Source organism: Amycolatopsis sp. NPDC104819, assembly GCF_055583145.1.
On sequence record NZ_JBVJON010000024.1, the window covers coordinates 62,682 to 86,909 of the forward strand.

The 24,228-nt window shown below is 72.9% G+C and carries 22 protein-coding genes; 8 read left to right on the top strand and 14 right to left on the bottom strand.

All coding sequences use genetic code 11. From position 1 onward, the window contains the following. Positions 1-20: 20 nt before the first annotated feature. A complete protein-coding gene (locus ACZ63E_RS44365; RefSeq protein ID WP_465342333.1) occupies positions 21-1,490 on the top strand; it encodes an AbfB domain-containing protein in 1,470 nt (489 codons plus the stop codon). A 30-nt stretch (positions 1,491-1,520) separates the two neighbouring features. Here ACZ63E_RS44365 and ACZ63E_RS44370 read toward each other — a convergent pair whose 3' ends face one another. Continuing rightward, a complete protein-coding gene (locus tag ACZ63E_RS44370) occupies positions 1,521-2,801 on the bottom strand; it encodes a PucR family transcriptional regulator (RefSeq protein WP_465342334.1) in 1,281 nt (426 codons plus the stop codon). 285 nt (positions 2,802-3,086) lie between these two features. Here ACZ63E_RS44370 and ACZ63E_RS44375 point away from each other — a divergent pair, with 285 nt between their 5' ends. Next, complete coding sequence (locus tag ACZ63E_RS44375) at positions 3,087-3,782, top strand: hypothetical protein (RefSeq protein ID WP_465342335.1); 696 nt, start codon at positions 3,087-3,089, stop codon at positions 3,780-3,782. Then, positions 3,779-4,138 carry a GntR family transcriptional regulator gene (locus tag ACZ63E_RS44380; RefSeq protein ID WP_465342336.1) on the top strand — a complete coding sequence of 120 codons (360 nt, stop codon included), beginning with the start codon at positions 3,779-3,781 and terminating at the stop codon, positions 4,136-4,138. Before ACZ63E_RS44375 ends, ACZ63E_RS44380 begins: the two co-directional genes overlap by 4 nt. 24 nt (positions 4,139-4,162) lie before the next feature. On the opposite strand, the gene ACZ63E_RS44385 is transcribed toward ACZ63E_RS44380, so the two are convergent. The 4 genes from ACZ63E_RS44385 to ACZ63E_RS44400 all read right to left on the bottom strand — a co-directional run bounded on the left by ACZ63E_RS44385 (position 4,163) and on the right by ACZ63E_RS44400 (position 11,684). Continuing rightward, positions 4,163-4,954, bottom strand: a complete 792-nt coding sequence (locus ACZ63E_RS44385; RefSeq protein WP_465342337.1) for an arginase family protein — start codon at positions 4,952-4,954, stop codon at positions 4,163-4,165. Continuing rightward, on the bottom strand, positions 4,951-8,328 hold the full coding sequence (locus tag ACZ63E_RS44390; protein ID WP_465342338.1) for a pyruvate carboxylase: 3,378 nt from the start codon (positions 8,326-8,328) through the stop codon (positions 4,951-4,953). The genes ACZ63E_RS44385 and ACZ63E_RS44390 overlap by 4 nt, the downstream gene beginning before the upstream one ends. A 133-nt stretch (positions 8,329-8,461) precedes the next feature. Further along, the gene (locus tag ACZ63E_RS44395; RefSeq protein WP_465342339.1) at positions 8,462-9,364 is read right to left on the bottom strand and encodes a S8 family peptidase; all 903 of its coding nucleotides are present in this window, start codon (positions 9,362-9,364) and stop codon (positions 8,462-8,464) included. 43 nt (positions 9,365-9,407) lie between these two features. Continuing rightward, positions 9,408-11,684, bottom strand: a complete 2,277-nt coding sequence (locus ACZ63E_RS44400; RefSeq protein ID WP_465342341.1) for a caspase family protein — start codon at positions 11,682-11,684, stop codon at positions 9,408-9,410. A 124-nt stretch (positions 11,685-11,808) separates the two neighbouring features. Between ACZ63E_RS44400 and ACZ63E_RS44405 the strand changes: the two genes are divergently transcribed. After that, on the top strand, positions 11,809-12,435 hold the full coding sequence (locus ACZ63E_RS44405; protein ID WP_465342342.1) for a TetR/AcrR family transcriptional regulator: 627 nt from the start codon (positions 11,809-11,811) through the stop codon (positions 12,433-12,435). Here the strand turns inward: ACZ63E_RS44405 and ACZ63E_RS44410 are convergent. From ACZ63E_RS44410 to ACZ63E_RS44420, 3 genes are read right to left on the bottom strand one after another with little or no spacing between them, the layout of a single operon-like run. Beyond that, positions 12,398-12,805, bottom strand: coding sequence for a GNAT family N-acetyltransferase (locus ACZ63E_RS44410; protein ID WP_465342343.1), 408 nt, complete (start codon positions 12,803-12,805; stop codon positions 12,398-12,400). The two genes, ACZ63E_RS44405 and ACZ63E_RS44410, sit on opposite strands and share 38 nt — an antisense overlap. A gap of 47 nt (positions 12,806-12,852) precedes the next feature. Then, on the bottom strand, positions 12,853-15,006 hold the full coding sequence (gene recG / locus ACZ63E_RS44415) for an ATP-dependent DNA helicase RecG (RefSeq protein WP_465342344.1): 2,154 nt from the start codon (positions 15,004-15,006) through the stop codon (positions 12,853-12,855). A 3-nt stretch (positions 15,007-15,009) separates the two neighbouring features. After that, a complete protein-coding gene (locus tag ACZ63E_RS44420; protein WP_465342345.1) occupies positions 15,010-16,584 on the bottom strand; it encodes a DAK2 domain-containing protein in 1,575 nt (524 codons plus the stop codon). A 133-nt stretch (positions 16,585-16,717) separates the two neighbouring features. Between ACZ63E_RS44420 and rpmB the strand changes: the two genes are divergently transcribed. Beyond that, positions 16,718-16,909 (top strand): 50S ribosomal protein L28, encoded by a 192-nt coding sequence (rpmB, locus tag ACZ63E_RS44425; protein ID WP_003091970.1) that lies wholly within the window; start codon positions 16,718-16,720, stop codon positions 16,907-16,909. A 75-nt stretch (positions 16,910-16,984) separates the two neighbouring features. On the opposite strand, the gene ACZ63E_RS44430 is transcribed toward rpmB, so the two are convergent. The 3 genes from ACZ63E_RS44430 to ACZ63E_RS44440 all read right to left on the bottom strand — a co-directional run bounded on the left by ACZ63E_RS44430 (position 16,985) and on the right by ACZ63E_RS44440 (position 19,055). Then, the gene (locus ACZ63E_RS44430) at positions 16,985-17,755 is read right to left on the bottom strand and encodes an alpha/beta fold hydrolase (protein ID WP_465342346.1); all 771 of its coding nucleotides are present in this window, start codon (positions 17,753-17,755) and stop codon (positions 16,985-16,987) included. A 61-nt stretch (positions 17,756-17,816) separates the two neighbouring features. Next, positions 17,817-18,494, bottom strand: a complete 678-nt coding sequence (locus ACZ63E_RS44435; protein WP_465342347.1) for a uracil-DNA glycosylase — start codon at positions 18,492-18,494, stop codon at positions 17,817-17,819. Between the two features lie 30 nt (positions 18,495-18,524). After that, positions 18,525-19,055, bottom strand: coding sequence for a gamma carbonic anhydrase family protein (locus tag ACZ63E_RS44440; protein WP_465342348.1), 531 nt, complete (start codon positions 19,053-19,055; stop codon positions 18,525-18,527). A 92-nt stretch (positions 19,056-19,147) separates the two neighbouring features. Here ACZ63E_RS44440 and ACZ63E_RS44445 point away from each other — a divergent pair, with 92 nt between their 5' ends. Further along, entirely contained in the window at positions 19,148-20,302 is a 1,155-nt protein-coding gene (locus ACZ63E_RS44445; RefSeq protein WP_465342349.1) for a glycoside hydrolase family 27 protein, read from the top strand. Here ACZ63E_RS44445 and ACZ63E_RS44450 read toward each other — a convergent pair. Together ACZ63E_RS44450 and ACZ63E_RS44455 are read right to left on the bottom strand one after the other, a co-directional pair. Then, positions 20,289-20,768, bottom strand: coding sequence for a GNAT family N-acetyltransferase (locus ACZ63E_RS44450; RefSeq protein WP_465342350.1), 480 nt, complete (start codon positions 20,766-20,768; stop codon positions 20,289-20,291). The two genes, ACZ63E_RS44445 and ACZ63E_RS44450, sit on opposite strands and share 14 nt — an antisense overlap. A gap of 16 nt (positions 20,769-20,784) precedes the next feature. After that, entirely contained in the window at positions 20,785-21,741 is a 957-nt protein-coding gene (locus ACZ63E_RS44455; protein WP_465342352.1) for a thiamine-phosphate kinase, read from the bottom strand. Positions 21,742-21,866: 125 nt separating this feature from the next. Between ACZ63E_RS44455 and ACZ63E_RS44460 the strand changes: the two genes are divergently transcribed. Together ACZ63E_RS44460 and ACZ63E_RS44465 are read left to right on the top strand one after the other, a co-directional pair. Further along, complete coding sequence (locus tag ACZ63E_RS44460) at positions 21,867-22,100, top strand: Lrp/AsnC family transcriptional regulator (RefSeq protein ID WP_125306405.1); 234 nt, start codon at positions 21,867-21,869, stop codon at positions 22,098-22,100. Between the two features lie 19 nt (positions 22,101-22,119). Further along, positions 22,120-22,656 carry a DUF3515 domain-containing protein gene (locus ACZ63E_RS44465; RefSeq protein ID WP_465342353.1) on the top strand — a complete coding sequence of 179 codons (537 nt, stop codon included), beginning with the start codon at positions 22,120-22,122 and terminating at the stop codon, positions 22,654-22,656. A gap of 13 nt (positions 22,657-22,669) precedes the next feature. Here ACZ63E_RS44465 and ACZ63E_RS44470 read toward each other — a convergent pair whose 3' ends face one another. Further along, positions 22,670-23,764 carry a D-alanine--D-alanine ligase family protein gene (locus ACZ63E_RS44470; protein ID WP_465342354.1) on the bottom strand — a complete coding sequence of 365 codons (1,095 nt, stop codon included), beginning with the start codon at positions 23,762-23,764 and terminating at the stop codon, positions 22,670-22,672. Positions 23,765-24,228: the final 464 nt, after the last annotated feature.

A 24,228-nucleotide genomic window follows, 5' to 3' on the forward strand; every position in this document is an offset into this window, starting at 1 on the left:
TCGGCCTACCTTTGGCCGAATTGGCAACCAGGCTGGGGCTCGTGGCGGGCGCCGCGGCGCTCGCGCTGCTCGGGACCACGGCCCCGGCGTTCGTCCCGCGGGCCGAAGCCGCCACCACGGCCGACGCGCCCCGCAGCGCCACCCAGGACGACAAGGTCCGGGCCGCGCAGGAGATCGGCCTCGTCGCGAGCCCCGACCTGCTGATCCTCACCGACCGGAACTTCGTGTTCGCGCTGTGGCAGCGGGCGACCGGCACCGAGGTCCGGGCGTCGGCGCAGCTCGCCTACGCGGGTGTCGAAGCGGAGTGGACGCAGTGGATCAAGACCGGCGTCCACGACGCCAACGCCCGCGACCAGGCCCGGATCCTGCGGGACGACGCGGTCGCGCGGGCGGCTCGCGAAGCCAAGCAGCGGGCGGCGCTGGTCAACAACATCACGCCGTCACCGGTGCTGCTGATCCAGAGCGACCGCGAGTTCGCCTTCGCCATGTGGGAGAACGCTTCCGGGCCGAAGCTGAAGCTCGCGGCGCTGGCCGCCTACCAGGGTGACGCCGCCGCGCAGCGGGACTTCATCCTCACCGGGATCTTCACCGCCCGCGCGGCCGACCAGCAGGACGCGATCGACGCCGACACCCAGGCGAGCGAAGCGGAGAAGGCGGCCCGGGCGGAGCGGGACGCGCGGGTCCGGGCCGCGGCGGTGGTCGCCGTGGTGCCCACGGAAGGCCAGCTCGTCGAGCCGGACGTCAACTTCGTGCTCGACCTCTGGCAGGTCGCGAAGGCGGGCACCGAGGTGCGCGCCGCGGCCGAGCGCGCACTGCGGACGATGGATTCCGCCCAGCTGAAGGCCTACGTCGGCACCGGCATCCACAGCGCGAACCTGCAGGACTGGTTCACCTGGATCCGGAAGAAGGGCGAGGCGGACCGGCGGCTGCTGTTCGAGCTGCGGACGCGCGCCGAGCAGAGCCGCGTGCACCCCGCACTCGTCGCCGGGGCCAACACCGCCATGGCCGGCACGGACGACGACGTCGACCGCTTCCTGCGGCTCGGCCAGTACGAGGACGCGGTGCTGGTCCAGTCCGTCCGGTCGCAGAGCGCCGGGGCTTCGGGCTGGTACCTGCGCGGCCTGACCGACGCCGTGGTCGGCGCCGGGGCCGGCGCGGACACGGCGTGGCGGGTCGTCCCCGGCAAGGCGGACTCGACGTGCCACTCGTTCGAATCGGTGGCGCACCCCGAGTACTACCTGCGCCAGCAGGGGCTGCGGGTCGTGCTCGCCGCGTCCGACGGCACCGACCAGTTCCGCGCGGACGCGACGTGGTGCTCGAAGGCCGGGCTCTCCGGCGCCGGGGTCACGCTGGAGTCGTTCAGCGCCCGGGGCCGGTTCGTCCGCCAGTTCACCACGCAGGTGTGGGCGGCCGACTCCAGCGGCCAGCACCCGTACGACACGCCCACCGGCTACGCGGCCGACGCCTCCTGGCAGGTCGACGTCCCTTGACCGACCGCGGTGGCCGGGCGAAGCGCCCGGCTACCGCGGCGTCCACTGTGGACGGAGACTGCCGGAGCGCGGGGCCGGGAGCAGCTCGGTGACCGGGTAGCGCAGCGGCAGCGGCGCGGCGCCCGCGCGCAGGGCCAGCTCCATCTCGAAGCGGGCCGACGGGTCGCGCAGGCTCTCGCCGAACGTGGCCTGCAGCTGGCGCATGCGGTAGCGGACCGTTTGGGGGTGCACCCCCAAACGCTCCGCGATCTCGACGACGTTGCCCTGGCTGTCCAGCCACGCCCGCAGCGTCTCCAGCAGCCGCTCCTGCTGCTTGCCCGTCATGTCCGCCAGCGGCGCGAACAGCCGGTGCCGCAGCGTGCCGACCAGGCCGGTGTCGGAGTTGACCAGCAGCGTCGCCAGGTGCTCCTCGGCGCGCAGCACCGGCCGCGGGGTCAGCACCCCGCGTTCGGCCAGCTGGAGCGCGTTCCGGGCCCAGCGCAGGGAGTCCGCGACGGACGCGAGCGGCACGCACGGCCCGATCGAGAGCCGGCAGTCCGGCAGCGCCACCTGCAGCGTCGCCAGCCGGGCGCCGCCGAGCTCACCGGGGACGACCAGCTTCGGGTCCGGGGTGTCGAGCTCGGCGAGGATGTCCGCGTCCAGGCCCGCGTGACGGCGGGCCGGGGCGACGCCGTCGGCCGGGCAGACCGCCACCGGCGTCGCGTCGGTCGGCACCGGCCAGCCGATCAGCTGGGCCAGCTCGGCGATCGCCTTCGGGGACGCGGGCGGCGTCTCGAGGATCAGGTGCAGCAGCTTGCGGCGCCAGGTGTCGAGCGCTCCCGCCGTGCGCGCCTTCGCCTCCAGGTAACCGTCGAGCGCGACGGAGGCGAGCTCGTCCATGAACGCCAGCATCGCGTCGGCCAGCTGGGACATCACCGCCGACGAGAGCCCGCTTCTTCGCCCGACGCGCATGATCCGCCGCCACGACACGCGCGCGCCGACCCGGTAGGCCGACTGCAGCGTGTCGAGGCTGCGGCCTTCGCGCATTTCGTTCTGCCCCAGCCGGTGGTGCACCTCGTGGGACTGCTCCTTGGACACCGTCGGGTCGGCGATCTGCGCGACGAACAGCGTGATCGCGTACTCGACGCCGGCCCGGATCGACTTGCCGTAGGGGCCGTCCAGCGGGCGGGCGTAGGCCGGGATGGTCGCGCGGATCTCGTCGACGATCTCGGCGGCGAGGCTGGCGAGCTCGGGGCGCAGGATGTCGGCGAGCTTGCGGGGTAGTGCGGCGGGCGGCGGCGCAGCGTGATCGAATCCGCGCTCGACCGACATCGCAGCTCCTTTGCTCCCACCCGGTGACCCCGCCGACGCGTGGCCGAGCACCCCGCGCCTGGTGCGGGGTGACACCGGACACATCGAAAAAGTAGCCCCGAACGTGTCACACCTTCGAAGGGAAACCGATTTCTTGTCAGTTTCGTGACAAGTTCACCAGCCACGGCTGCACACCGCTGACAACTACCCCGCCGAGTGCGCGAGATCCTGCGTACGAACGGACGAACGTCGCGCAGCGCCCCGAAGGCTTGTATCGTGTGGTTGATACAAGCGAGGAGGTACGGCATGCCGTGGGACAACGCGCTCGGGGTCGGGCTGCTCCTGGGCCTGGTCGGCCTGGCCATCCTGATCGCCCTCTGGCCAGGAGACAAGCACGGGCGGCGCCTGCTCGAACGGTGGGGCGTCCCGGACCCGGACGCCGGGGAGATCGCGCTCGCCGTCCGCTACCTCAAGCGGCGGCGGCTCTGGTACCCGTGGCTCTTCCTGGCGATCCCGCCGATTCTGGGTGACACGACGGGGACGTCGGTCGTGGCCACGCTGCTGCTCGGCGGGCTGATCGCCGAGCTGCTGGCCCAGCGGTCGTCGAAGGGCGCGCGCCGGGAGGCGGTGCTCGCGCCGCGGACGCTGCTCGACGTCGTGCCGGTGTGGGCGCTGGTGCTGAGCGGGCTGGCCTCGGCCGGCGCGATCGTGCACCTGACGCTGACCGCGCGGTGGACACTGCTGGCGATCGCCGCCGGCACGACGCTGATCTGCTGGGCGATCACGCTGCTGGCGGTCCGCCGCCCGGCGACCGGCGCGCCGCGCGCCGACCTGGCCCTGCGCCGCCGCAGCGCGCGGGTCGCGATCGGGCTGGGCATCGCCACCTGCTCGGCGGTCGGCTGGCCGGCGGGCAACTTCGGCTCCCTGCTGACGGTCGTAGCCGGCCTGGCCGCGTTCCTGGCGGTGACTGCGCCGCTGAAGCGGCAGCCGGCGGCCGCGTGAAGATCGTCGTCGACACGGAAAACGGGCTCGCCCCGTGGCGGCAGGTGCACGACCAGATCGTCCGCGCGGTGACGTCCGGGGCGCTGGCGGAGGGGGCGCGCCTGCCGCCGATCCGCCAGCTGGCCCGGGACCTGGGACTGGCGTCCGGAACGGTGGCCCGGGCGTACCGCGAGCTGGAGGCGGCGGGCTGGGTGGCGACGGCCCGGGCCCGCGGCACGGTGGTGACCATCCCCTCCGGCCGCCCGGCCCCGGCGGAGCTGCTGCTGTCCGCCGCGGCGGCCTACGCGACCGAGGCCCGCGACCTCGGCGCCGACCTGGACACCGCCCTCAACGCCCTCCGCGCTGCCTGGTCGTGAGTGTTTAGGGCGGTTAGAACCGCCCTAAACACTCACGAGAAGGCGACCCACCGCTTCCAGGACGGGCGCCAGCACCTCGACCTCGCCGGGCGTGCCCACGCACTCCGTGATCCCCGCGCCCACGACCTCGTAGCCGGCCAGGGCGTCCAGCTCGGACACCAGGCGCGAGATCGTCCAGCCGGCCGGCTCCGGGTAGTTCAGGCCCGCGAACTCCGCCGGGTCGAGGACGTCCAGATCCACGTGGACGTACAGCTTTTCCGCCCCCGCCAAGGCAGCCACCGACGTGACCGCGAGCCCGCGCGCGACCGCCGCCCGTTCCTCGGGGTCGAACACGCGGGTTCCCGCCAGGGCCACGCGGCCCGGGGACAGGGCCGGGGACGCCGCGAACTCGGGGTCGCCCTCGCCGAGCAGCGACCGCAGCACCATCCCGTGGAACGCGCCCGAGGGGGACGTCGAAGCCGTGTTCAGGTCCGGGTGGGCGTCGAACCACACCACGCCCAGGCCGGGTCCGTGCCGGAACCGGGCCACGCCGATCGGGACCAGCTCGACGCCGCAGTCGCCGCCGATCGTGAGGACCGGGCCGCCGGGCGCCTCCAGCGCGGCCAGCTGCGCCGCGCGGTTCGGGCCCGTCAGCACCGCACGGGAGGCGATCCCCCGGTCCACTTCGGACACCTCGGTCGTCTGCCGGACGTGGTGCACCGGCCGGCCGAGCACGTGCCCGGCCAGCTCCGCGAGCGCCAGGCAGCCGTCGGGCAGCTCGGCCGCCCGCGGTCCCACCGCGCCCTGGCGCTGCGGGACCGCGTTGACCAGCGTCATTCCAGGACGAGCAGGAGGTCGCCGCCCTCGACCTGCTGGACGGAGTTGATCGCCAGCCGGCCGACCTTGCCGCCCGCGGACGCCGTGATCGAGGCCTCCATCTTCATCGCCTCGATCGTCGCGACCGTCGCACCGGCCTCGACCGTGTCGCCCTCGGACACCTGCAGCGTCACCACTCCGGCGAACGGCGCCGCGACCTGCTTCGGGTTGCCCTTCTCCGCCTTCTCGGTCGCCGGGATGTCCGAGGCGATCGAGCGGTCGCGGATCTGGATGGGCCGCAGCTGGCCGTTCAGCGTCGACATCACCGTGCGCACGCCGCGCTCGTCGGCCTCGCCGATCGCCTCCAGCTCGATGAGCAGCCGGACGCCCGGCTCGAGGTCGACCTGGTACTCCTCCCCCGGGCGCAGCCCGTAGAAGAAATCCTTGCTGGGCAGCACGGACGTGTCGCCGTAGGCCTCGCGGTGCGCCTCGAACTCCTTGGTGGGCGCCGGGAACAGCAGCCGGTTGAGCGTCCGGCGCGGTTCCGACGCCAGCGCGGAACGGTCCTCTTCGGACAGTTCGGCGACCGGCTTGGCGGCCGCGCGTCCCTCCAGGGCCTTGGTGCGGAACGGCTCCGGCCAGCCGCCCGGCGGGTCGCCGAGCTCGCCGCGCAGGAAGCCGATCACCGAGTCGGGGATGTCGAACTTGCTCGGCTCCGCCTCGAAGTCGGCCGGGGAGACGCCCGCGCCGACCAGGTGCAGCGCGAGGTCGCCGACGACCTTCGACGACGGCGTCACCTTCACCAGGTGGCCGAGGATCTTGTCGGCGGCCGCGTACATCGCCTCGATGTCCTCGAACCGGTCGCCCAGGCCCAGCGCGATGGCCTGCGTGCGCAGGTTCGACAGCTGCCCGCCCGGGATCTCGTGGTGGTAGACGCGCCCGGTCGGCGAAGCCAGCCCGGCCTCGAACGGCGCGTAGATCTTGCGCACGCTCTCCCAGTACGGCTCCAGCTCGCCGATCGCGTCCAGGCTCAGCCCGGTGGTGCGGTCGGAGTGGTCGGTGGCCGCCACGATCGACGACAGCGACGGCTGCGACGTCGTGCCCGCCATCGACGACACCGCGCCGTCGACGGCGTCCGCGCCCGCGTTGATCGCCGCGAGGTAGGTGGCCAGCTGGCCACCCGCGGTGTCGTGGGTGTGGATGTGCACCGGCAGGTCGAACTCCTGGCGCAGCGCGGTGACCAGCCGGGTCGCCGCGGGCGCGCGCAGCAGCCCGGCCATGTCCTTGATCGCCAGGACGTGCGCCCCGGCGCCGACGATCTGCTCGGCCAGCTTGAGGTAGTAGTCGAGCGTGTAGAGGTTCTCCCCCGGGTCCGACAGGTCCGAGGTGTAGCAGAGCGCCACCTCGGCGACGGCGGTCCCGGTCTCGCGCACGGCTTCGATGGCCGGGCGCATCTGCTCGACGTCGTTGAGCGCGTCGAAGATCCGGAAGATGTCGATGCCGGTCTTCGTCGCCTCCTGGACGAAGGCGGTGGTCACCTCGGTCGGGTACGGCGTGTACCCGACGGTGTTGCGCCCGCGCAGCAGCATCTGCAGGCAGATGTTCGGCACGGCCTCGCGCAGCGCGGCGAGCCGCTCCCACGGGTCCTCGGCGAGGAACCGCAGCGCGACGTCGTAGGTCGCGCCGCCCCAGCACTCCAGCGACAGCAGTCCGGGGAGGGTGTTCGCGACGATCGGCGCGACCGCCAGGAGGTCCTTGGTGCGGACGCGGGTGGCGAGCAGCGACTGGTGCGCGTCGCGGAACGTCGTGTCGGTGACGCCGATGTGCGGCGACTTCCGCAGCCACTCCGCGAACCCGCCCGGGCCGAGCTCGACGAGCTTCTGCTTCGAACCGTCGGCCGGCTGGGCGTCCTTCGCGAGCTTCGGCAGCTTGAGCGTGGCGTCCGGGGTCTTCGGGCGCTCGCCGTTCGGCTTGTTGACCGTCTGGTCGGCGAGGTAGGTCAGCAGGCGCGTGCCGCGGTCGGCGGACTGCCGCGCGGTGAGCAGCTGCGGGCGCTCCTCGATGAACGACGTCGTGACGCGCCCGGCGCGGAAGTCCGGGTCGTCGAGAACCGCCTGCAGGAACGGGATGTTCGTCGCGACGCCGCGGATCCGGAACTCGGCGACGGCCCGGCGCGCGCGCCCGACGGCGGTCTTGAAGTCACGGCCGCGGCAGGTGAGCTTCACCAGCAGCGAGTCGAAGTGGGCGCTGATCTCGGTGCCGGAGAAGGCGGTGCCGCCGTCGAGCCGGATGCCCGAGCCGCCCGGCGAGCGGTAGGCGGAGATCATCCCGGTGTCCGGGCGGAAGCCGTTGGCCGGGTCCTCGGTGGTGATGCGGCACTGCAGCGCGGCGCCGCGCAGGTAGATCTTGTCCTGGGAGAGCCCGAGGTCGTCGAGGGTCTCACCGGAGGCGATCCGCAGCTGCGACTGCACGAGGTCGACGTCGGTGACCTCTTCGGTGACCGTGTGCTCGACCTGGATGCGCGGGTTCATCTCGATGAAGACGTGGTTGCCCTGCTTGTCGAGCAGGAACTCGACGGTGCCGGCGTTGCGGTAGCCGATCTGCTTCGCGAACTTGACGGCGTCCGCGCAGATGCGGTCGCGCAGCTCGGGGTCGAGGTTCGGCGCCGGGGCCAGCTCGACGACCTTCTGGTGGCGCCGCTGCACCGAGCAGTCGCGCTCGTAGAGGTGGATGATGTTGCCCGCGCCGTCGGCGAGGATCTGCACCTCGATGTGCCGCGGCTCGACGACGGCCTTCTCCAGGAAGACGGTCGGGTCGCCGAAGGCGGACTCGGCCTCGCGCGCGGCGGCCTCGATGGACTCGCGCAGCTGGGCCGGCTCCGTGACGCGCCGCATGCCGCGTCCGCCACCACCTGCGACGGCCTTCACGAACACCGGGAAACCCAGGTCCTCGGCCGCCGCGACCAGCGCGTCGACGTCGCTCGAGGGCTCGGACGACCCGAGCACCGGCACCCCGGCCTCGCGCGCGGCCTTGACCGCGCGGGCCTTGTTACCGGTCAGTTCGAGGATGTCGGCGCTCGGCCCGACGAAGGTGATGCCCGCTTCCTCGCACGCGCGCGCGAGGTCGGGGTTCTCCGACAGGAAGCCGTACCCGGGGTAGACGGCGTCCGCCCCGGCTTTCTTGGCCGCGCTCACGATCTCGTCGACCGAGAGGTACGCGCGCACGGGGTGACCGGGTTCGCCGATCTCGTACGCCTCGTCGGCCTTCAGCCGGTGCAGCGAGTTGCGGTCTTCGTGGGGGAACACGGCGACCGTGCCCGCGCCCAGTTCGAAGCCGGCGCGGAACGCGCGGATGGCGATCTCGCCGCGGTTGGCCACCAGCACCTTGCGGAACATGCCCGGTCCTTCCCGTATGGATCGGTAAGTCAACGCACGTTACCCGGTTCTTCCCGCTCTGCGGGAGTTCCATACCAGGTGATGGACATCATGCACGTTGAAAGATTCGCCGAGGACCGGCCTGGGCAGCCTTTCAGGATCCCGGCGGCGCGTAAAGCAGCCGGTTGGCGGTGCCCTCCGGCACCCCCTGCAGCGCGTTCGGCGTGGCCGCCTGGACAAGGGCGTCGTCGACCTGGGCTGGGGTTGCCTGGGGGTGCTGGGCCAGGTAGAGCGCGGCCACCCCGGCCGCGAAGGCCGCGGCCATCGAGGTGCCGGACTCCGGCCCCGCGCCGGCGCCGCCCGCGATGGGGCCCGGGACGTCCACGCCGGGTGCGTACAGGTCGACGTCCTGGCCGAAGTTCGACGCCTTGTCCGGGTGGTCCTGGGTGTCGGTGGCCCCGACGGTCAGCGCCTCGGCCACCCGGCCCGGCGAGAACCCGCTCGCGTCGGCCGTCTCGCTGCCCGCGGGAACGGCGACCGGGACGACGGCCGCGAGCCGCTTCACGGCGGCGTCGAGCTGGTCGTTCGGCACCCCGCCGATCCCGAGGACGGCGACGGCGGGCTGCTGGGCGTTCTGGGCGACCCAGTCGATGCCGGCGATGATCCGGTCGGTGGCGCCCCCGCCGTCCTTGTCGAGCACCCGCACGGGCACGACCTGCGCGCCCTTGGCAACGCCGTAGTCCTTGCCGGCGGCGATCCCGGCGAGGCGGGTGCCGTGGCCGTTGGTGTCGGTGGTGTCGGAGCCCCCGTTGAGGAAGTCCCGCCCGGGCGCGACGCGGCCCTGGAAGTCGGGGTGCCGGGCGTCGACACCGCTGTCGATGACGTAGACGGTGACACCCGAGGCGTCCCCGGCGTAGTGGTAGGCGTGGTCGAGCCCGGCGCGCTGGTCGATCCGGTCGAGCCCCCAGCTGGGCGGATCCTTCTGCACCCCACCGGCCGCCCCGGCCGGAGCCTGACCGGCGAGCACGAGGACGGCTGCCACTGCCGCTGCGCACATCTTCATGATCGTCGTGGTACCCCGGCGCCGGCCGGGCGACAACTCAGGCCTGTCGCCCGTTCGGATGGTTCCGCCCGGCGAGCCCGCCGACGACGGCGAGCACGAGGAGCGAGACCCCGCAGATGATCAGCCCCGCGACGTTCGGATGGTGCCCGGAGCGGGTGATGCCGGCGAGCAGGCTCAGCGCGGCGAAGGCCCAGCCGAGGAGGACCTGGCCCCCGAAGCCCCGCGGCCGCACGACGGCGGCCAGTACCGGGACGGCCAGCACCAGCGTGGCCGTGAGGACGAAGGTGCCGCCGATCTCGGCCACGCCCGCGCCGCTGTCGACGGCGTACTGGACGGTCAGGCCGGCCACCCCGAGCACGGCCGCAGCGACCGCGGCCCACGAGTACCGGTCGGGACGGCGCAACCGCAGCTCGCGGCGGACCGCCCACACCGCGCCCACCCCGGCCGCGAACACGGCCAGCAGGCCGGTGAAGAGGAACCCGAAGCCCGCCCCGAGGTGGTTGTCGCTGTCGGAGGTGAGGAACCGCCCGGTGGAGTAGGTGATCACGAGGCCCCACACCGCGGCGAAGCCCGGCCCGGCGAGCCAGCCGGTCCGGGCCTGGGTGACGACCAGGCCACCGGCGACGACCGCGAGCACCGCGAACGGCCAGACGAACCACTCCAGCCCGGGCTGGGCGCCCGCGAGCGTGTAGCTGTAGTCGTCGAGGTCGTAGGTGTATTCGAAGGCCATGCTCAGCAGGGCCAGCACCCCGCCGGCGGCGGTGAGGAGCCCGAGGCCGGTGGTGAGTGGCGTTGGTGCGGCCGGGAGCGAGGAAGGGGCGGCGGCCGGTTCCGGCACTGCCTGCCGGGCGGGCCGAGCCGCTTCGGCCGCCACCACGGTCTCCGGTTCCGGGGCTGTGGCCACCGGCTGAGCGGGCTGGGCCGGGCTCCCCGGACGGGCAGCGGGCCCCCGAGCCGCTTCGACCGACGCCAGCCCCGGTGCTGCGGCACCGGCCGTCGGGGCTTCCGGTTCGGCGGTGGCTCCGGGCCGCGGCGTGGCGACCGGCTGGGCCGCCGCCGCTTCGGTCTCCGGTTCCGGCACTCCCGCCACCGGCCGGGCCGCCGCGGCCGCCGCTTCGACCGCCACCACCGTCTCCCCCGTCGGTCCCGTCACCACGACCTTGCCCCGCCGCACCTCCGGCCCACGCCTCACCCGGACTTCCGCGCCGCCCGCCACCTCCTGGACCTCTATCCAGTCGTGGGACGCCTCGAAGGCGCACGCCCGCGCGACCGGCGGCCCCAGCAACCGGATCCGATCCGTCTCCTTCTCCCCCTCGAACCGCACCTCCGGCGCGTCCGCGCGCACCGCGGCGTCCTCCCGGGCCGCCGATGCCGCCGCGGCCACGTGCTGGATGTCCGTGTCCACCATCGCCTTCAACGCCTCGAACGCCCCCACCGCCACTTCGAGGTTCGAGCTCGCCAGCCGCCTTCTCAACTCCGCCACCGCTCCCAGCCGCGTGAACGGGTTCTCCGCCGCGATCGCGCCTGCCAGGTCGGGTGGGATCGGGGACGGCTTGATGCGGCGGCGCCGGCTCTTCGCCAGGTACAGCTCGCCCTGCATCTCGATGTCGCGGCTCGGGGTCTGCTTCGGGTTGCGCTCGCGGACGCGGTCGAACAGGTACTCGTACAGCTCGCCCAGTGCGATCCAGCCGTCCTCGTCGCGGTCGGCCTCACCCGTGCGCAGGCCCTCCACCAGGGCCGCCGTGAACACCGATGGCTGCGCGACGCCGCCTTCGGCCAGGCGGGCGCCCTCGAAGGCGTACTCGATCGAGTTCGACGCCGTGATGACCGCGCGGCCGCGGCCGCCGCGGAAGCTGTCCAGGACGTTCGCGTCGCCCGACGCGCGGACCGCCACGCCCTGCCCGAACGCGCCGCCGTAACAACAGTCGAGCAGCAGCACCACACTGCGCGACCGGCTCTGCCGCAGGCACTGCTGCACGAACTGCGCGGGCACCGCGGTCGACCGGAGGCGGTCCGGGCGGGTGTTGCGGGCGGCGAAGAACAGCTGGCCCGCGTCGTCCTTCAAGCCGTGGCAGGAAAAATGGAGCAGGAGGACGTCGTCGGGGCGGCCCTCGGCGCAGAGGTCCTCGACCTCCGCCTGCACCACGTGCGCGGTTTCGTTGCGCACCACCCGGACCTCGAAGTCGCTGATCGCGCGGTCGGACAGCACCCCGGCGAGCGCGTCCGCGTCCGCCGCGGGGGAGCCCAGCCGCTGCAGCCCCGCGTTGTCGTACTCGCCGTTGGCGACGATCAGCGCCCGCCTCCGCCCGGACATACCGGTAGGGAACGCCCTTCGGGCGCGTTACGGCAAGCAGCCGAACGGGCACACCTGACCTGCGACGGGCCGGTGAATCGTTCCCGTCGGCATACTGGACGCACTGACGCACCAGGAGTGGCATTTGGAGACCATCGGCTCACAGCGCCCGGGCGGCCGCACCGAGCGCACCCGCCTCGCCGCGCTGAACGCGACGCTCGAGCTGCTCGGCGAGCGCGGCTACGCGGAGCTGACCGTCGAGGCGGTCGCCGAGCGCTCCGGCGTGCACAAGACGACGCTGTACCGCCGCTGGGAGTCCGCCGAAGGCCTGGTCGCGGCCGCCCTGCTGATGGGGACCGAGCAGGAGTGGGCCGCGCCGGACACCGGGTCGCTCGAAGGCGACCTGCGCGGCATCAACGCCGAGCTGGTGCACTACTTCACCTCGCCGGGCGAGCGTGAGCTCCCGACGGCGTCGATCTCGGCGGCCTTCCTCTCCGCCCGTGCGGCGGACGCGCTGCAGGAGTTCTACGTCGACCGCCACGCCCGTTCGGCGGTGGTCGTCGACCGGGCCGTCGAGCGCGGGGAAGTCCCCGCGGGCACCGACGCCGTCGAGGTCGTGCGTGTGGCGTGCGGGCCGATCTTCTACCGCCTGTTCGTCTCCCGGGAGGGAGTGTCCACACAGGACGCCGGGATCGCGGCCGCTGCTGCCGCGGCGGCCGCGAAAGCCGGGGTGTTCACAGCGAACGGTGGAACCGCACCACTTCCAGGGTGACACCGTCGAGCGTCTCGGTCCCGGTGCCGCCGTCGGGCCGCCAGCCCTGCCGCGTGTAGAACGCCTTCGCCCGTTCGTTCGCAGCGAGCACCCACAGGACGGCGCCGTCACCAGGCAGCTCGTCGACCACGCGGTCGTGCAGCGCCCGGCCGAGGCCGCGGCCCCAGCAACTCGGCAGCAGGTACAGCGCGTACAGCTGCCCGGGCCCGAAAGCCGCGAACCCGACGACGACCCCCGCGTCCTCGACGACCAGCACCCCGGCGCCGTCCTCGATGCGCCGGGCCCACTCCGCCGTCCGCTCCGGCGCCGAGAGCCCGGCCAGGAAGTCCTCCGGCAGCAGGCCCGCGTACGCCGCCCGCCAGGACGCCACGTGAACCTCGCCGATGGCCGGGGCGTCGGCGACGGTGGCCGCGCGGATCAGCTCTTCTCCAGGTACTCCGCGCGCTCGACGTCGACGACGTCGGCGACCAGCTGCGCCAGCCCCCGGTACTTCTTCAGCTCCGGGTCCTTCGTGACGATCTCCTGCGCCAAAGCCCGGGACTCGGCGATCACGTCCTCGTCGCGCAGCAGCGACAGCAGCTTGAGCGTCGAGCGCTTCCCGGACTGCGCGGCGCCGAGGATGTCGCCTTCGCGGCGCAGCTCGAGGTCGAGGCGTGACAGCTCGAAGCCGTCGGTGGTCGACTCGACCGCCGCCAGCCGTTCGCGCGTCGCCGTGCCGTCGAGGGCTTCGGTGACCAGCAGGCAGACCCCGGGGTTGTTGCCCCGGCCGACCCGGCCGCGCAGCTGGTGCAACTGGCTGACGCCGAAGCGGTCGGCGTCCATGATCACCATCGCGGTCGCGTTCGGCACGTTGACCCCGACCTCGATCACCGTGGTCGCGACAAGCACGTCGAGCTGGCCCGCGGAGAAGGCCCGCATCACCGCGTCCTTGTCGTCGGGGTGCATCCGGCCGTGCAGCACACCGACACGCAACCCTTGCAGCGCCCCGTTTTCCAGGTCCGGCGCGACGTCGAGCACCGCGAGCGGCGGCCGCTTGTCACTCTTGTCCGACGGCGGCTCGTCGCCGATCCGCGGGCAGACGACATAGGCCTGGTGCCCCTTGCCGACCTCTTCCCGGACGCGCTGCCAGATCCGGTCGAACCAGGCGGGCTTCTCGGCGACCGGCACGACCGTGGTCGAGATCGGCGACCGCCCGACCGGCATCTCGCGCAGCGCCGACACCTCCAGGTCGCCGTAGACGGTCATCGCGACCGTGCGCGGGATCGGCGTCGCCGTCATGACGAGGACGTGCGGGCTGGTGTCCCCGGCCCCGCGGGTGCGCAGGGCGTCCCGCTGCTCGACGCCGAAGCGGTGCTGCTCGTCGACGACGGCGAGGCCGAGGTCGGCGAACTCGACGTGGTCCTGGATCAGCGCGTGGGTGCCGACGACGATGCCCGCCTCCCCGCTGACGATCTCCAGCAGCGACTTCTTGCGCTCCTTCGCGCCCATCGACCCGGTGAGCAGCGTGACGCGCGTGGCGTTCTCCGCGGCGCCCAGCTCGCCCGCCTGCCCGAGGTCGCCGAGCATCTCCCGCAGCGACCGCGCGTGCTGCGCGGCGAGGACCTCGGTCGGCGCGAGCATCGCGGCCTGCCGCCGGCTGTCGACGACCTGCAGCATCGCCCGCAGCGCGACGACCGTCTTGCCCGAGCCGACCTCGCCCTGCAGCAGCCGGTTCATCGGGTGCTCGGTGGCCAGGTCCGCGGCGATCTCGTCGCCGATCCCCCGCTGGCCCGCGGTCAGGTCGAAGGGCAGCCGCTTGTCGAACGCGTCCAGCAGGCCACCGGTCGTGTGCGGGTTCGCCTTGGCCGGGCGCGAGATCGCGGAATGCCGCCGCTGCGCGAAGATCAGCTGGACGGCCATGGCCTCGTCCCACTTGAGCCGCTTCTTCGACGCCTCCAGGTGCGCCCAGTTCTCGGGGCGGTGGATGCCGCGCAGCGCGTTGTCGAGGTCCGCCAGCCGGTGCAGGCGGCGCAGCTCGGCCGGCATCGGGTCGTCGTCGACCTCGAGGACGTCGAGGACCTGGCGCACGCACTTGGCGATCGACCACGTCGGCATGCCCTGCGCCGCCGGGTAGACCGGGATGATCGCGGCGAGGAAGTCCTCCATCGCCTCGGCCTCGCGCTCGGCGGCGAACAGCTCGTACTCGGGGTTGGTCAGCTGCAGGGTGTCGCGGAAGGCGGACACCTTGCCGGCGAAGAGGCCCGTCTTGCCGGGGACCAGCTCCTTCTCCCGCCACGCCTGGTTGAAGAAGGCGCAGGTGAGCCGGCGTTTCCCGTCGGTGATCACCATGTCGAGGATGGTGCCGTTGCGGGCCTTCATCCGGCGCTTGCTCACCTTTTCGATGCGCGCCAGCACGGTGGCGTGCTCGCCGAGCTCGAGGCCCGCGATGTCGGTGAGCTCCCCGCGCTCGGCGTAGCGGCGCGGGTAGTGGCGCAGCAGGTCGCTGACCGTCTCGATGTCCAACGCCGTGGCGAGCGCCTTCGCCGTCTTGGCGCCGAGCAGCAACGGCAGCTTGTCGCGCAGTCCGGCCATCGGCTATTCGACTCCCATCAGCAGCACGGCCTCCGCCTGGCCGCCGGTGTAGCCGGCCAGCTCCGCCTCGGGGTGCTCCAGCCGCAGCTGGTCCGCGAGCTCCTCGGCGACCCCGGGCGGCGCGGCGGCCCCGCTCAGCACCGTCACCAGCTCGCCGCCCAGCGCCAGCATCCGGTTGAGCACCTTCATCGCGGCCGCGACCAGGTTCGTCTCCGACGCGGGCGCGGGCTCGATCAGCACCACCTCGTCGTCGACCAGGCCGACGACGTCACCGGACTGGGCCCGGCCCACCCAGGTTAGCGACTCCTCGCGCGCGATCCGCAGTTCGCCACGCCTGGTCGCGGCGGCCGCTTCGGCCATCGCGACGACGTCGTCGTTGGTGCGGCGCCCGGCGTCGTGCACGGCGAGGGCGGCCAGCACCTGCACCGGCGACGCGCACGGGATGACCACGACGTCGCGGTCGGCGGCCATCGCGTGCCCGGCCGCGACGTCGGCCGCCGCGGTGAGCGCGACGCTGCCCGGCAGCACCGTGACGTGCCGCCCGGCGGCCTCGTTGAGCAGGCCGATCACGTCCTCGACGCTCGGCGTCTCGCCTTCGGGCACGGCCAGGACCGGGATGCTCTCGGCGCGCAGCAGCTCGGCGAGCCCGCCGCCGTGCACGACGGCGACGACCGTCCGGTCGATCCCGCCACCGGGCTCGATGGGGGTCGGGGTGAGCAGCGGCTCGACGCGGATCCTGCGCGGCCGGCCCAGCGCGAGCCCGGCTTCGATGGCGGCGCCGATGTCGGCGCAGTGGACGTGCACGGCGTGGCTACCCAAGCCGTCACCGGCCACGGTGACGCTGTCGCCAAGGCCGCTCAGCTCCTTGCGCAGGGTCGGCAGGCTCGCCTCCTCGACGCCGTCGAGCAGGTACATGACCTCCCAGGCGTAGGCCTGTTCTTCGGCCGTGGGCACTTCGAGCGCGTGGTCCCGTTCGAGCGCGGTGCCGGTGAGCACCCCGACCAGGGCGTCGAGGACGGCGACGAGCCCACGGGCGCCGGCGTCGACGACCCCGGCCCTGGCCAGCGCGGGCAGCTGCAGCGGCGTCTTCTCGAGGGCGTGCGCGGCTTCCTTCGCGGCCGCCAGGGCGACCTCGGTCAGCGACCGGGTGTCCCCGCGCACGGCGAGGGCGACGGCGTGCAGCACGGTGAGGATGGTCCCGGCGACCGGGCGGCTGACGGCGCCGGTGGCGACCTCGTCGGCGTGTCCGAGCGCCTGGGCCAGCCACGCGCCGTCCAGGTCGCCCTCGGCGCGGTCGGCCAGCCCGCGCACGACCTGGGAGAGGATCACGCCGGAGTTGCCCTTGGCCGAGGCGACGGCGCCGCGGGCGAGGGTCTTCAGCGCGTCGGCGGCGGACACCGGCTCGGCGGTGTCGAGTGCGGCGGCCGCGCCGGTCATGGTGAAGAGCATGTTGGAGCCGGTGTCGGAGTCCGCGACGGGGTAGACGTTGATCTCGTTGATGGCCGGCCGCAGGCTCGCCAGGCTGTGCACACAACCCGCAGCCCAGGCCGACACCGCCGCCGTGTCCAGCACCCGCACCCCGTAACCTCCTAGCCGGTCCGAGGCAGCGTATCGACCCGGTGCGGGGCCTCGCGAAGCCAGTAGTTACTATGGTCGAGTTGCCCAGTGCATCTGGGCTCATTTCTATGACCCAGATCCAAAGGAGTTCGACGTGGCTGCCGTGTGCGACGTCTGTGGCAAGGGACCCGGCTTCGGCAAGTCGGTCTCGCACTCCCACCGCCGTACCAACCGCCGGTGGAACCCGAACATCCAGACCGTCCACGCCAAGGTGGGTGTGTCCCAGCGCAAGCGCCTGAACGTGTGCACCTCGTGCATCAAGGCGGGCAAGGTCGTTCGCGGCTGAGGCGAGAAGAGTTCGAAAATGGCGGGTGCTCTCCGGAGCACCCGCCATTTTCGTGTGGTCACCTCAAGCGGGGCCTTACTTAAGGAACTCCAGCAGGAGCGGCTTCAGCGCCTCCGGGAACGCGAGCACGCCGTGGTCCTGCCCCTTCAGGACCTCGTGACGGGCTCCGGGGATGGCCTCGGCGGCCACGCGGGCGCCGGCCTTGAGCGGCTCCGGGCTCGCGCCGCCGCCGATCACCAGCGTCGGGGCCGTGATGCGGGCCAGGTGGTCCAGGCGGGGGCGGCCGCCCGGGCCGCAGATCGTCAGGTCGTACGGGAGCGTGTGCGCGAGCGCCGTCAGCCCGGCCCACGCCGGGGACGCCTTGATCCCGCCGAGCATCGCCTCCGGGGTGCCCGCGAGCACCAGGAACGTCGCCACCGCGCCGTCACGGTCCCCCGCCGCGAGCTGCGCGCGCACCTCGTCCAGGACGTCGGGCCGGTCTTCCTCCGGGGTCGCGTACGGCGGCTCGTACGCCACCAGCTTCTCGATCGGCAGTCCGGCGGCCGCCGCTTCCAGGGCGAGGACCGCCCCCGACGAGTGCCCGAACACCGAAGCCGAGCCGCCGGCGTGCGCGATCAGCGCCGCGACGTCCTCGACCTCCCGGTCCACCGTGTACGCCGGCGCGTCACCGCTGTCGCCGCGGCCACGCCGGTCGTAGGTGATGGCCGTGAAGTCCGTGGCCAGCACTTCGGCCAGGCCGGCGACCGTCGTGCGGTCGTTGAACGCGCCGCCGATCAGGATGACCGGCGCGCCGCTCCCGCGCTGCTCGAAGAAGAGGGAAGTGCCGTCGGCCGATGTGACGTTCATGTGTCCTCCAGGGTCCGTTTCCCCTTGGTCGGAGCCGCCACCGGCGATCCGGACACCGAACCTACGGGAGTTTCCAGTCGACCGGCGCCGCGCCCTGCTGCTCCAGGAGCTGGTTGGCCCGGCTGAACGGCCGTGACCCGAAGAAGCCGTTGTGCGCCGAGAGCGGGCTCGGGTGCGCCGACTCGATGCACGGCACCTCGCCGAGCATCGGGCGCAGGTTGCGCGCGTTGCGGCCCCACAGGATCGCGACCATCGGCTCCGACCGGGCCGCGAGGGCCTTGATCGCCTGCTCGGTGACGTCTTCCCAGCCCTTGCCCTGGTGCGAGTTCGACTTGCCCGGCTGCACCGTCAGCGCCCTGTTCAGCAGCAGGACGCCCTGGTCGGCCCACGGCGTCAGGTCGCCGTTGGCCGGGAGCGGGTGGCCGAGGTCCTCGGCGTACTCCTTGTAGATGTTGACCAGGCTCTTCGGGATCGGCCGGACGTCCGGCGCCACCGAGAAGCTCAGGCCGACCGCGTGCCCGGGCGTCGGGTACGGGTCCTGCCCGACGATCAGCACGCGGACGTCGTGGAACGGCTGCTTGAACGCCCGCAGCACGTGCTCACCCGCCGGCAGGTAGGTCCGGCCCGCGGCGATCTCCGCGCGGAGGAACTCCCCCATCGCGGCGACCTGCGGCGCCACCGGTGCGAGGGCCTGCGCCCAGCCTGCCTCGACGATGTCCTCAAGCGGTCGTGCGGTCACGGCCCGCGAGCTTACCGGGCGTGGCCGGCGTCACCCGCGCGGGTCGAGGCGCCGCAGCTCGGTGCGGAACCGCTGCCCGCGCTGGACGTACGAATCGACGACGAGGGCGATGTTCTCCGCGCCGAACGACTTGTTCTCCCGCGTCTTCGCCGGCACGCCGAGCGCGATCTCCCCGGTCTTCACGTGTGACCCGTACGACAGCACCGCGCCGGCGCCGACCATGCCGCCGTCCTCGACGACCGAGCCGTTGAGCACCACCGAGCCGGACGCGATCAGGCAGCCGGTGCCGATCGTCGCGCCCTCGACGTGCACCGAGTGCCCGATCGCCGACGACGGCCCGAGGATCGTCGGGTGCCGTTCGGTGCAGTGCAGGACACAGCCGTCCTGGACGTTGGACCGCTCGCCGATCTCGATGTACCCGTGGTCGCCGCGCAGGACGGTCTGCGGCCACACCGACGCGAACGCGCCGATCCGGACGTCGCCGATCACCGTCGCGTCCGGGTGGACGTAGGCGTCGGGGTGGATCGTCGGCTCGAGCTCACCGAGTGCGTAAATGGCCATGCCGCCTCCGGGTGACTGCGGTTTCACGTGCGGTGCGATTGGATCACGGCATCACCGCGAACCGGAAAGCCAGTACCGGGAGCACCGCCCTCGTGCTCCTGCTCGTCGTGGTGACCTGGGTGCTCAGCCTGCCGACGGCGTCGCCCGCCCTGGCGAACGGCCTGGCCGCGACCCCGCCGATGGGCTGGAACAGCTGGAACCAGGTCCGCTGCCACGACCTCACCGAGGACGTCGTCAAGCGCGCGGCCGACGCGCTCGCGGACACCGGGCTGCGGGACGCCGGCTACCGCTACGTCGTCGTCGACGACTGCTGGCAGGCGCCGAAACGCGCCGCCGACGGCTCGCTGGAAGCCGATCCGGCGCGGTTCCCGCACGGCATCGCCGACCTCGCCGACTACGTGCACTCCCGCGGCCTGCTCTTCGGCATCTACTCGGTGCCCGGCAGCCGGACCTGCGCGATGGCGAACGACGCCTACCCGGCGGCCGGCATCGGCTCGCTGGGCCACGAACGCCAGGACGCCGAGACGTTCGACCGCTGGGGCGTCGACTACCTCAAGTACGACTGGTGCAACGCCGACACCATCGACGGCCTCGACCGGAAGACGGCGTTCGAGAAGATGCGCGACGAGCTCGCCGCGCTGCCCCGCCCGATCGTCTACGCGATCTCCGAGTACGGCGTCTCGAGCCCGTGGACCTGGGCGCGGCCGGTCGCGAACCTGTGGCGGACGACGAACGACCTGGTCGCGACCTGGGACTCGGTGCTCACGACGATCGACCAGCAGGCCGCCGTCGCGACCCACAGCGGCGCGCCGGGCGGCTGGAACGACCCGGACATGCTGCAGGTCGGCAACGGCACGCTGACCGCGGACGAGGCCCGCGCCCACTTCAGCGTCTGGGCGGTGCTGAACGCGCCGCTGTTCGCGGGGACCGACCCGGCGAAGCTGAGCGACGCCGACCTCGCGACGCTGGGCAACCCCGAGGCGATCGCCGTCGACCAGGACTTCGCGGGCGGCCAGGGCCGCCGGCTCGCCGCCGGCGCGGGTCACCAGGTGTGGGGGAAACCGCTTTCCGGCGGCGGGTTCGCGGTGGTGCTGCTCAACACCGGCACCACCACCGCGACCGTGTCCGCGGACGTCCCCGGCTCGTGGCACGTCCGGGACCTGTGGGCGCACCAGGACGTCGGGAGCGACGTCTCCGCGGTGCTGCGTCCGCACTCCGCGGCCCTGCTGAAGCTCACACCGAAGTGAGGTCCTTGCCGTAGCAGCGGCTCGACTCTTCGCCCTTGTACACGCCGAACTTCGGGATCTCGGCATAGCCCGACGACGTGTACAGCGCGATGGCTTCGGGCTGCTTGGTCCCGGTCTCCAGGATCGCGCGCTTGCGCCCGCACAGCGCCGCCGTGCGCTCCAGCTCGGACAGGATCATCCGCGCGAACCCGCGGCCACGGGCGGAATCGGCGACGTACATCCGCTTGAACTCGGCGTCGCCGTCCCGGAAGTCCGGCGCCGGGCCGTCGTGCGCGCGCCAGGCGCCACAGGCGACCGCTTCCTCGCCCTGGTAACCGACCAGGAAAACGCCCTGCGGAGGATCGAAGTCCGCCGGGCTCATCGGGGTGGCGTCTTCGTCGCCGTAGCGCTCGACGTACACCTGCTGCACCGCGGCCATGAGCTTGACCGCGTCGGGGTGGTCGTAGGGGACCGGAACGATTCTCACGTCCGCCGACTTTAGTTCAGCGCCAGTGGGTCCATCCGGTATCTCGGGTAAAAGGCTTGCCGTCCACGGTGATCCCGGAGTCGGCCATCGTCACCACGCCGATCGTGCGCCAACCTTCGGGGAGCTCCGCGAACGGCGGGAAGGTGGCCACAAGAGCGTGATCCTCCCCACCGGTGAGCACCCAGTCCAGCGGGTCGGCGCCGAGCGCGGCGCCGACTTCGGTGAGCCGCGCGGGCACGTCGAGGTCGGCAGTACGGACGTCGATCCCGACACCGGAGGCTTCCCCGATGTGGGCCAGGTCGGCGAGCAGGCCGTCGGAGACGTCGATCATGGCCGTGGCGCCGGCCAGCGCGGCGCGGGGACCGGCTTCGTAGGGCGGCTCGGGGCAGCGCTGAGCGTTGACCACGCCGACCGGCGACCGGAACCCGCGACCCAGCACGGCCAGCCCGGCGGCGGCCCAGCCGAGCCGTCCGCAGACCGCGAGGACGTCGCCGGGCCGGGCGCCCGAGCGCGTCACCGGCTCGCGGTCGCCCAGGTCGCCGAGCGCCGTGACGCTGATCACGAGCTGGTCGGCGCGGACCATGTCGCCCCCGGAGACGCCGATGCCGGCGCGCTCGGCCTCGGCCCACATGCCGTCGGCCAGCGCGGTGACGACCTCGCGCGGGGTGTCCGGCGGGCAGGCGAGGCCGACCAGGACGGACGTCGGGGTGGCGCCCATGGCGGCGATGTCGGCCAGGTTGACCGCGACGGCCTTGCGCCCGACGTGCCCGGGCGGCGACCAGTCGAGCCGGAAGTGGACCCCCTGCACGAGGACGTCGGTGCTGGCGACCACCCGGCCGTCGGGCGCGGCGACGACGGCGGCGTCGTCCCCCGGCCCGAGCAGCGTGCCGGGTGGCTGGCGCCGTCCTTCGGTGACAGCGCGGATGAGCGCGAACTCGCCGGTCTCGGCGACCGTTGCGTCGTTCGGTGACACCGGTCACCTCTGCTTTCTCCATCGGGACAAAGATCGATCACCGATAGTCGGATGCCCTATGTTTTTCCGTGAGCTGGCGATACGTTCCTACCTTGAGCCGACCGATCCCGACGAAAGGGCGCGCCGTGGTCCACGCATACATCCTCATCCAGACCGAGGTCGGCAAGGCGGCCGCGGTGGCGGCCGAGATCTCCAGCATCCCGGGCGTCACCAGTTCGGAGGATGTCACCGGACCGTACGACGTGATCGTCCGCGCGGCCGCCGACAGCGTCGACCAGCTGGGCCAGCTCGTGGTCGCGAAGGTGCAGAACGTGGAGGGCATCACGCGGACGCTGACCTGCCCGGTGGTCCATCTCTGAGCAGTGGTGTAGTGGTCCGGTGCCTGATTCCGACACCGGCGCGCCACCCCGCGTGGTGCTCGTCACCGCAGCCGCGCTCGCCGTCGCCCTGGCGGTCGCCGTCGCCGTGTTCGCGCTGACCCACCGCTCTTCGGAGCCGGAGGCCGGCGCGCTGCCGCTCGTCCCGGTGCCCGCCCCCGAGGCGGGGGCCCCGGCGTGCACGACGCTGCTGGGCGCGGTCCCGACGGAGCTGACGTCGAACGGCACCGCGCTGAAGGTCCGTTCACTGGCTTCCCCGGCCCCGCCGGCGACGGTCGCCTGGGGTGACCAGGAGCCGCTGGTCCTGCGCTGCGGCCTGGGCCGCCCCCCGGAGCTGACCCCGACGGCGGCCCTGCGCCTGGTGAACAAGGTCCAGTGGCTCCAGGTCCCGGGCGACGGCGCGTCGACGTGGTACGTGGTGGACCGCGAGGTCTACGCGGCGCTGACCGTGCCGGACAGCGCCGGGACGGGACCGCTGCAGCAGATCTCGGACACCGTGGCGGCGAAGCTGCCGGTCAGGCCGCTGCGGTTCTCCTGAGGTCGGGGGCCGCTCAGCGCAGGCCGGTGCCCCGGGCGACCGCCGTCTCGATGAGCGTGGTCAGCAGCGTCGCGTAGTCCACGCCGGTGACCTCCCACATCTTCGGGTAGGCCGACTTCGTCGTGAAGCCCGGCATCGTGTTGACCTCGTTGATGGTCAGCTCGCCGTCCTCGCCGACGAAGAAGTCGACGCGGGCCAGGCCCTGGCAGTCCAGCGCGCGGAACGCCGCCACCGCCACTGCGCGGAGCTTCTCGGTGAGGGCGTCGTCGAGCTTGGCCGGGATGTCCAGCTCGGCGTCGTCGCCGAGGTACTTGGTTTCGAAGTCGTACCAGGCGTCCTCGTCCTCGGACAGCACCCGGATCTCGGCCGGCAGCGACGCCTCGACGCGGCCGTCCGGGAACTCGAGGACACCGCACTCGACCTCGCGGCCGACGACCGCCGCCTCCACGAGAACCTTCGGGTCGGTCGCGCGGGCCAGCTCGATGGCCGGGTCCAGGTCGGCCCAGGACGCGACGCGCGAGATCCCGACCGACGAACCCGCGCGCGACGGCTTGACGAACACCGGCAGCCCCAGCCGGGCGCGGTCGACGTCGTCCAAAGTGGACTGGTCACGGCGGAGCGCGGCGAAAGTGCCGACCGGAAGCCCTTCCGCGGCAAGGAGTTTCTTCGCCGTCTCCTTGTCCATGGCGGCCGCGCTGGCCAGCACCCCGGGGCCGACGTACGGGATTCCCGCGAGCTCGAGGAGGCCCTGGATGGTGCCGTCCTCGCCGAAGGCGCCGTGCAGCACCGGGAAGACGACGTCCACCTGGGACAACAGCTCGCTTTCGCGCCCGGGCTCGACGGCCACGAGGCCCTGGCTGGACGGGTCGCCGGCGAGGACGAGGCCCTTGCCGTCGTCGACGGACGGGAGTTCGCGGCCGCGGATGGCGAGCTGGGCGGAGTCGCCGGTGCCGAGCACCCAGCGGCCTTCGCGGGTGATCCCGACCGGCACCGCCTCGAACCGCTCCGGGTCGAGGTTGCCCAGCACACTGCCCGCGGACAGGCACGAGATGGTGTGCTCGCTGCTGCGCCCGCCGAACACGACCGCCACCCGGATCTTCTCGCTCATGGTGAGCCACCGTACCCGGTGACCTCGGCGAACAGCCGAGCCCCGTGCGCCGGACGGACCGCCGCGAGCGGTGAGCGCAACCTGCCCGGGCGGTCTCGCGTCTGATAGGTCGAGGGACGGCTGGGCCCGGAAGACAAGCCATCCCCGGCCGGCTTGGGTCCGGAACACGAGCCATCCCCCGGCCAGCTTGGGCCCGGAACACGAGCCATCGCCCGGCCGACTTGGGCCCGGAACACGAGCCCGCCCCCGACCGGCCGGGGCCCGCCCTCCCTGGGCGGGGTTCCGGCAAAGTCGGATTCGCGCGGCCGAGCTGCCGTCGGCGACTACCCCGCGGCAGCGGGCCGCGTCTCAACTCGCTCCGACCGCGACCTTTGTGTCGGGGGGGGGGGGGGGGGGGGGGGGGGGGGGGGGGCAGACAAACCCCCCCCCCAAAACAAAAAAAAAAAAAAAAAAAAAAAAAGAAA

Coding starts and splice junctions, on each gene's coding strand:
- ACZ63E_RS44370 (WP_465342334.1), bottom strand. CDS start 2,801: ATGTCGGTCGAGCGCGGATTCGATCACGCTGCGCCGCCGCCCGCCGCA.
- ACZ63E_RS44470 (WP_465342354.1), bottom strand. CDS start 23,764: ATGAGCGAGAAGATCCGGGTGGCGGTCGTGTTCGGCGGGCGCAGCAGC.
- ACZ63E_RS44375 (WP_465342335.1), top strand. CDS start 3,087: ATGCCGTGGGACAACGCGCTCGGGGTCGGGCTGCTCCTGGGCCTGGTC.
- recG (WP_465342344.1), bottom strand. CDS start 15,006: ATGGCCGGACTGCGCGACAAGCTGCCGTTGCTGCTCGGCGCCAAGACG.
- ACZ63E_RS44430 (WP_465342346.1), bottom strand. CDS start 17,755: ATGAACGTCACATCGGCCGACGGCACTTCCCTCTTCTTCGAGCAGCGC.
- ACZ63E_RS44390 (WP_465342338.1), bottom strand. CDS start 8,328: ATGTTCCGCAAGGTGCTGGTGGCCAACCGCGGCGAGATCGCCATCCGC.
- ACZ63E_RS44395 (WP_465342339.1), bottom strand. CDS start 9,364: ATGTGCGCAGCGGCAGTGGCAGCCGTCCTCGTGCTCGCCGGTCAGGCT.
- ACZ63E_RS44400 (WP_465342341.1), bottom strand. CDS start 11,684: ATGTCCGGGCGGAGGCGGGCGCTGATCGTCGCCAACGGCGAGTACGAC.
- ACZ63E_RS44440 (WP_465342348.1), bottom strand. CDS start 19,055: ATGGCCATTTACGCACTCGGTGAGCTCGAGCCGACGATCCACCCCGAC.
- ACZ63E_RS44385 (WP_465342337.1), bottom strand. CDS start 4,954: ATGACGCTGGTCAACGCGGTCCCGCAGCGCCAGGGCGCGGTGGGACCG.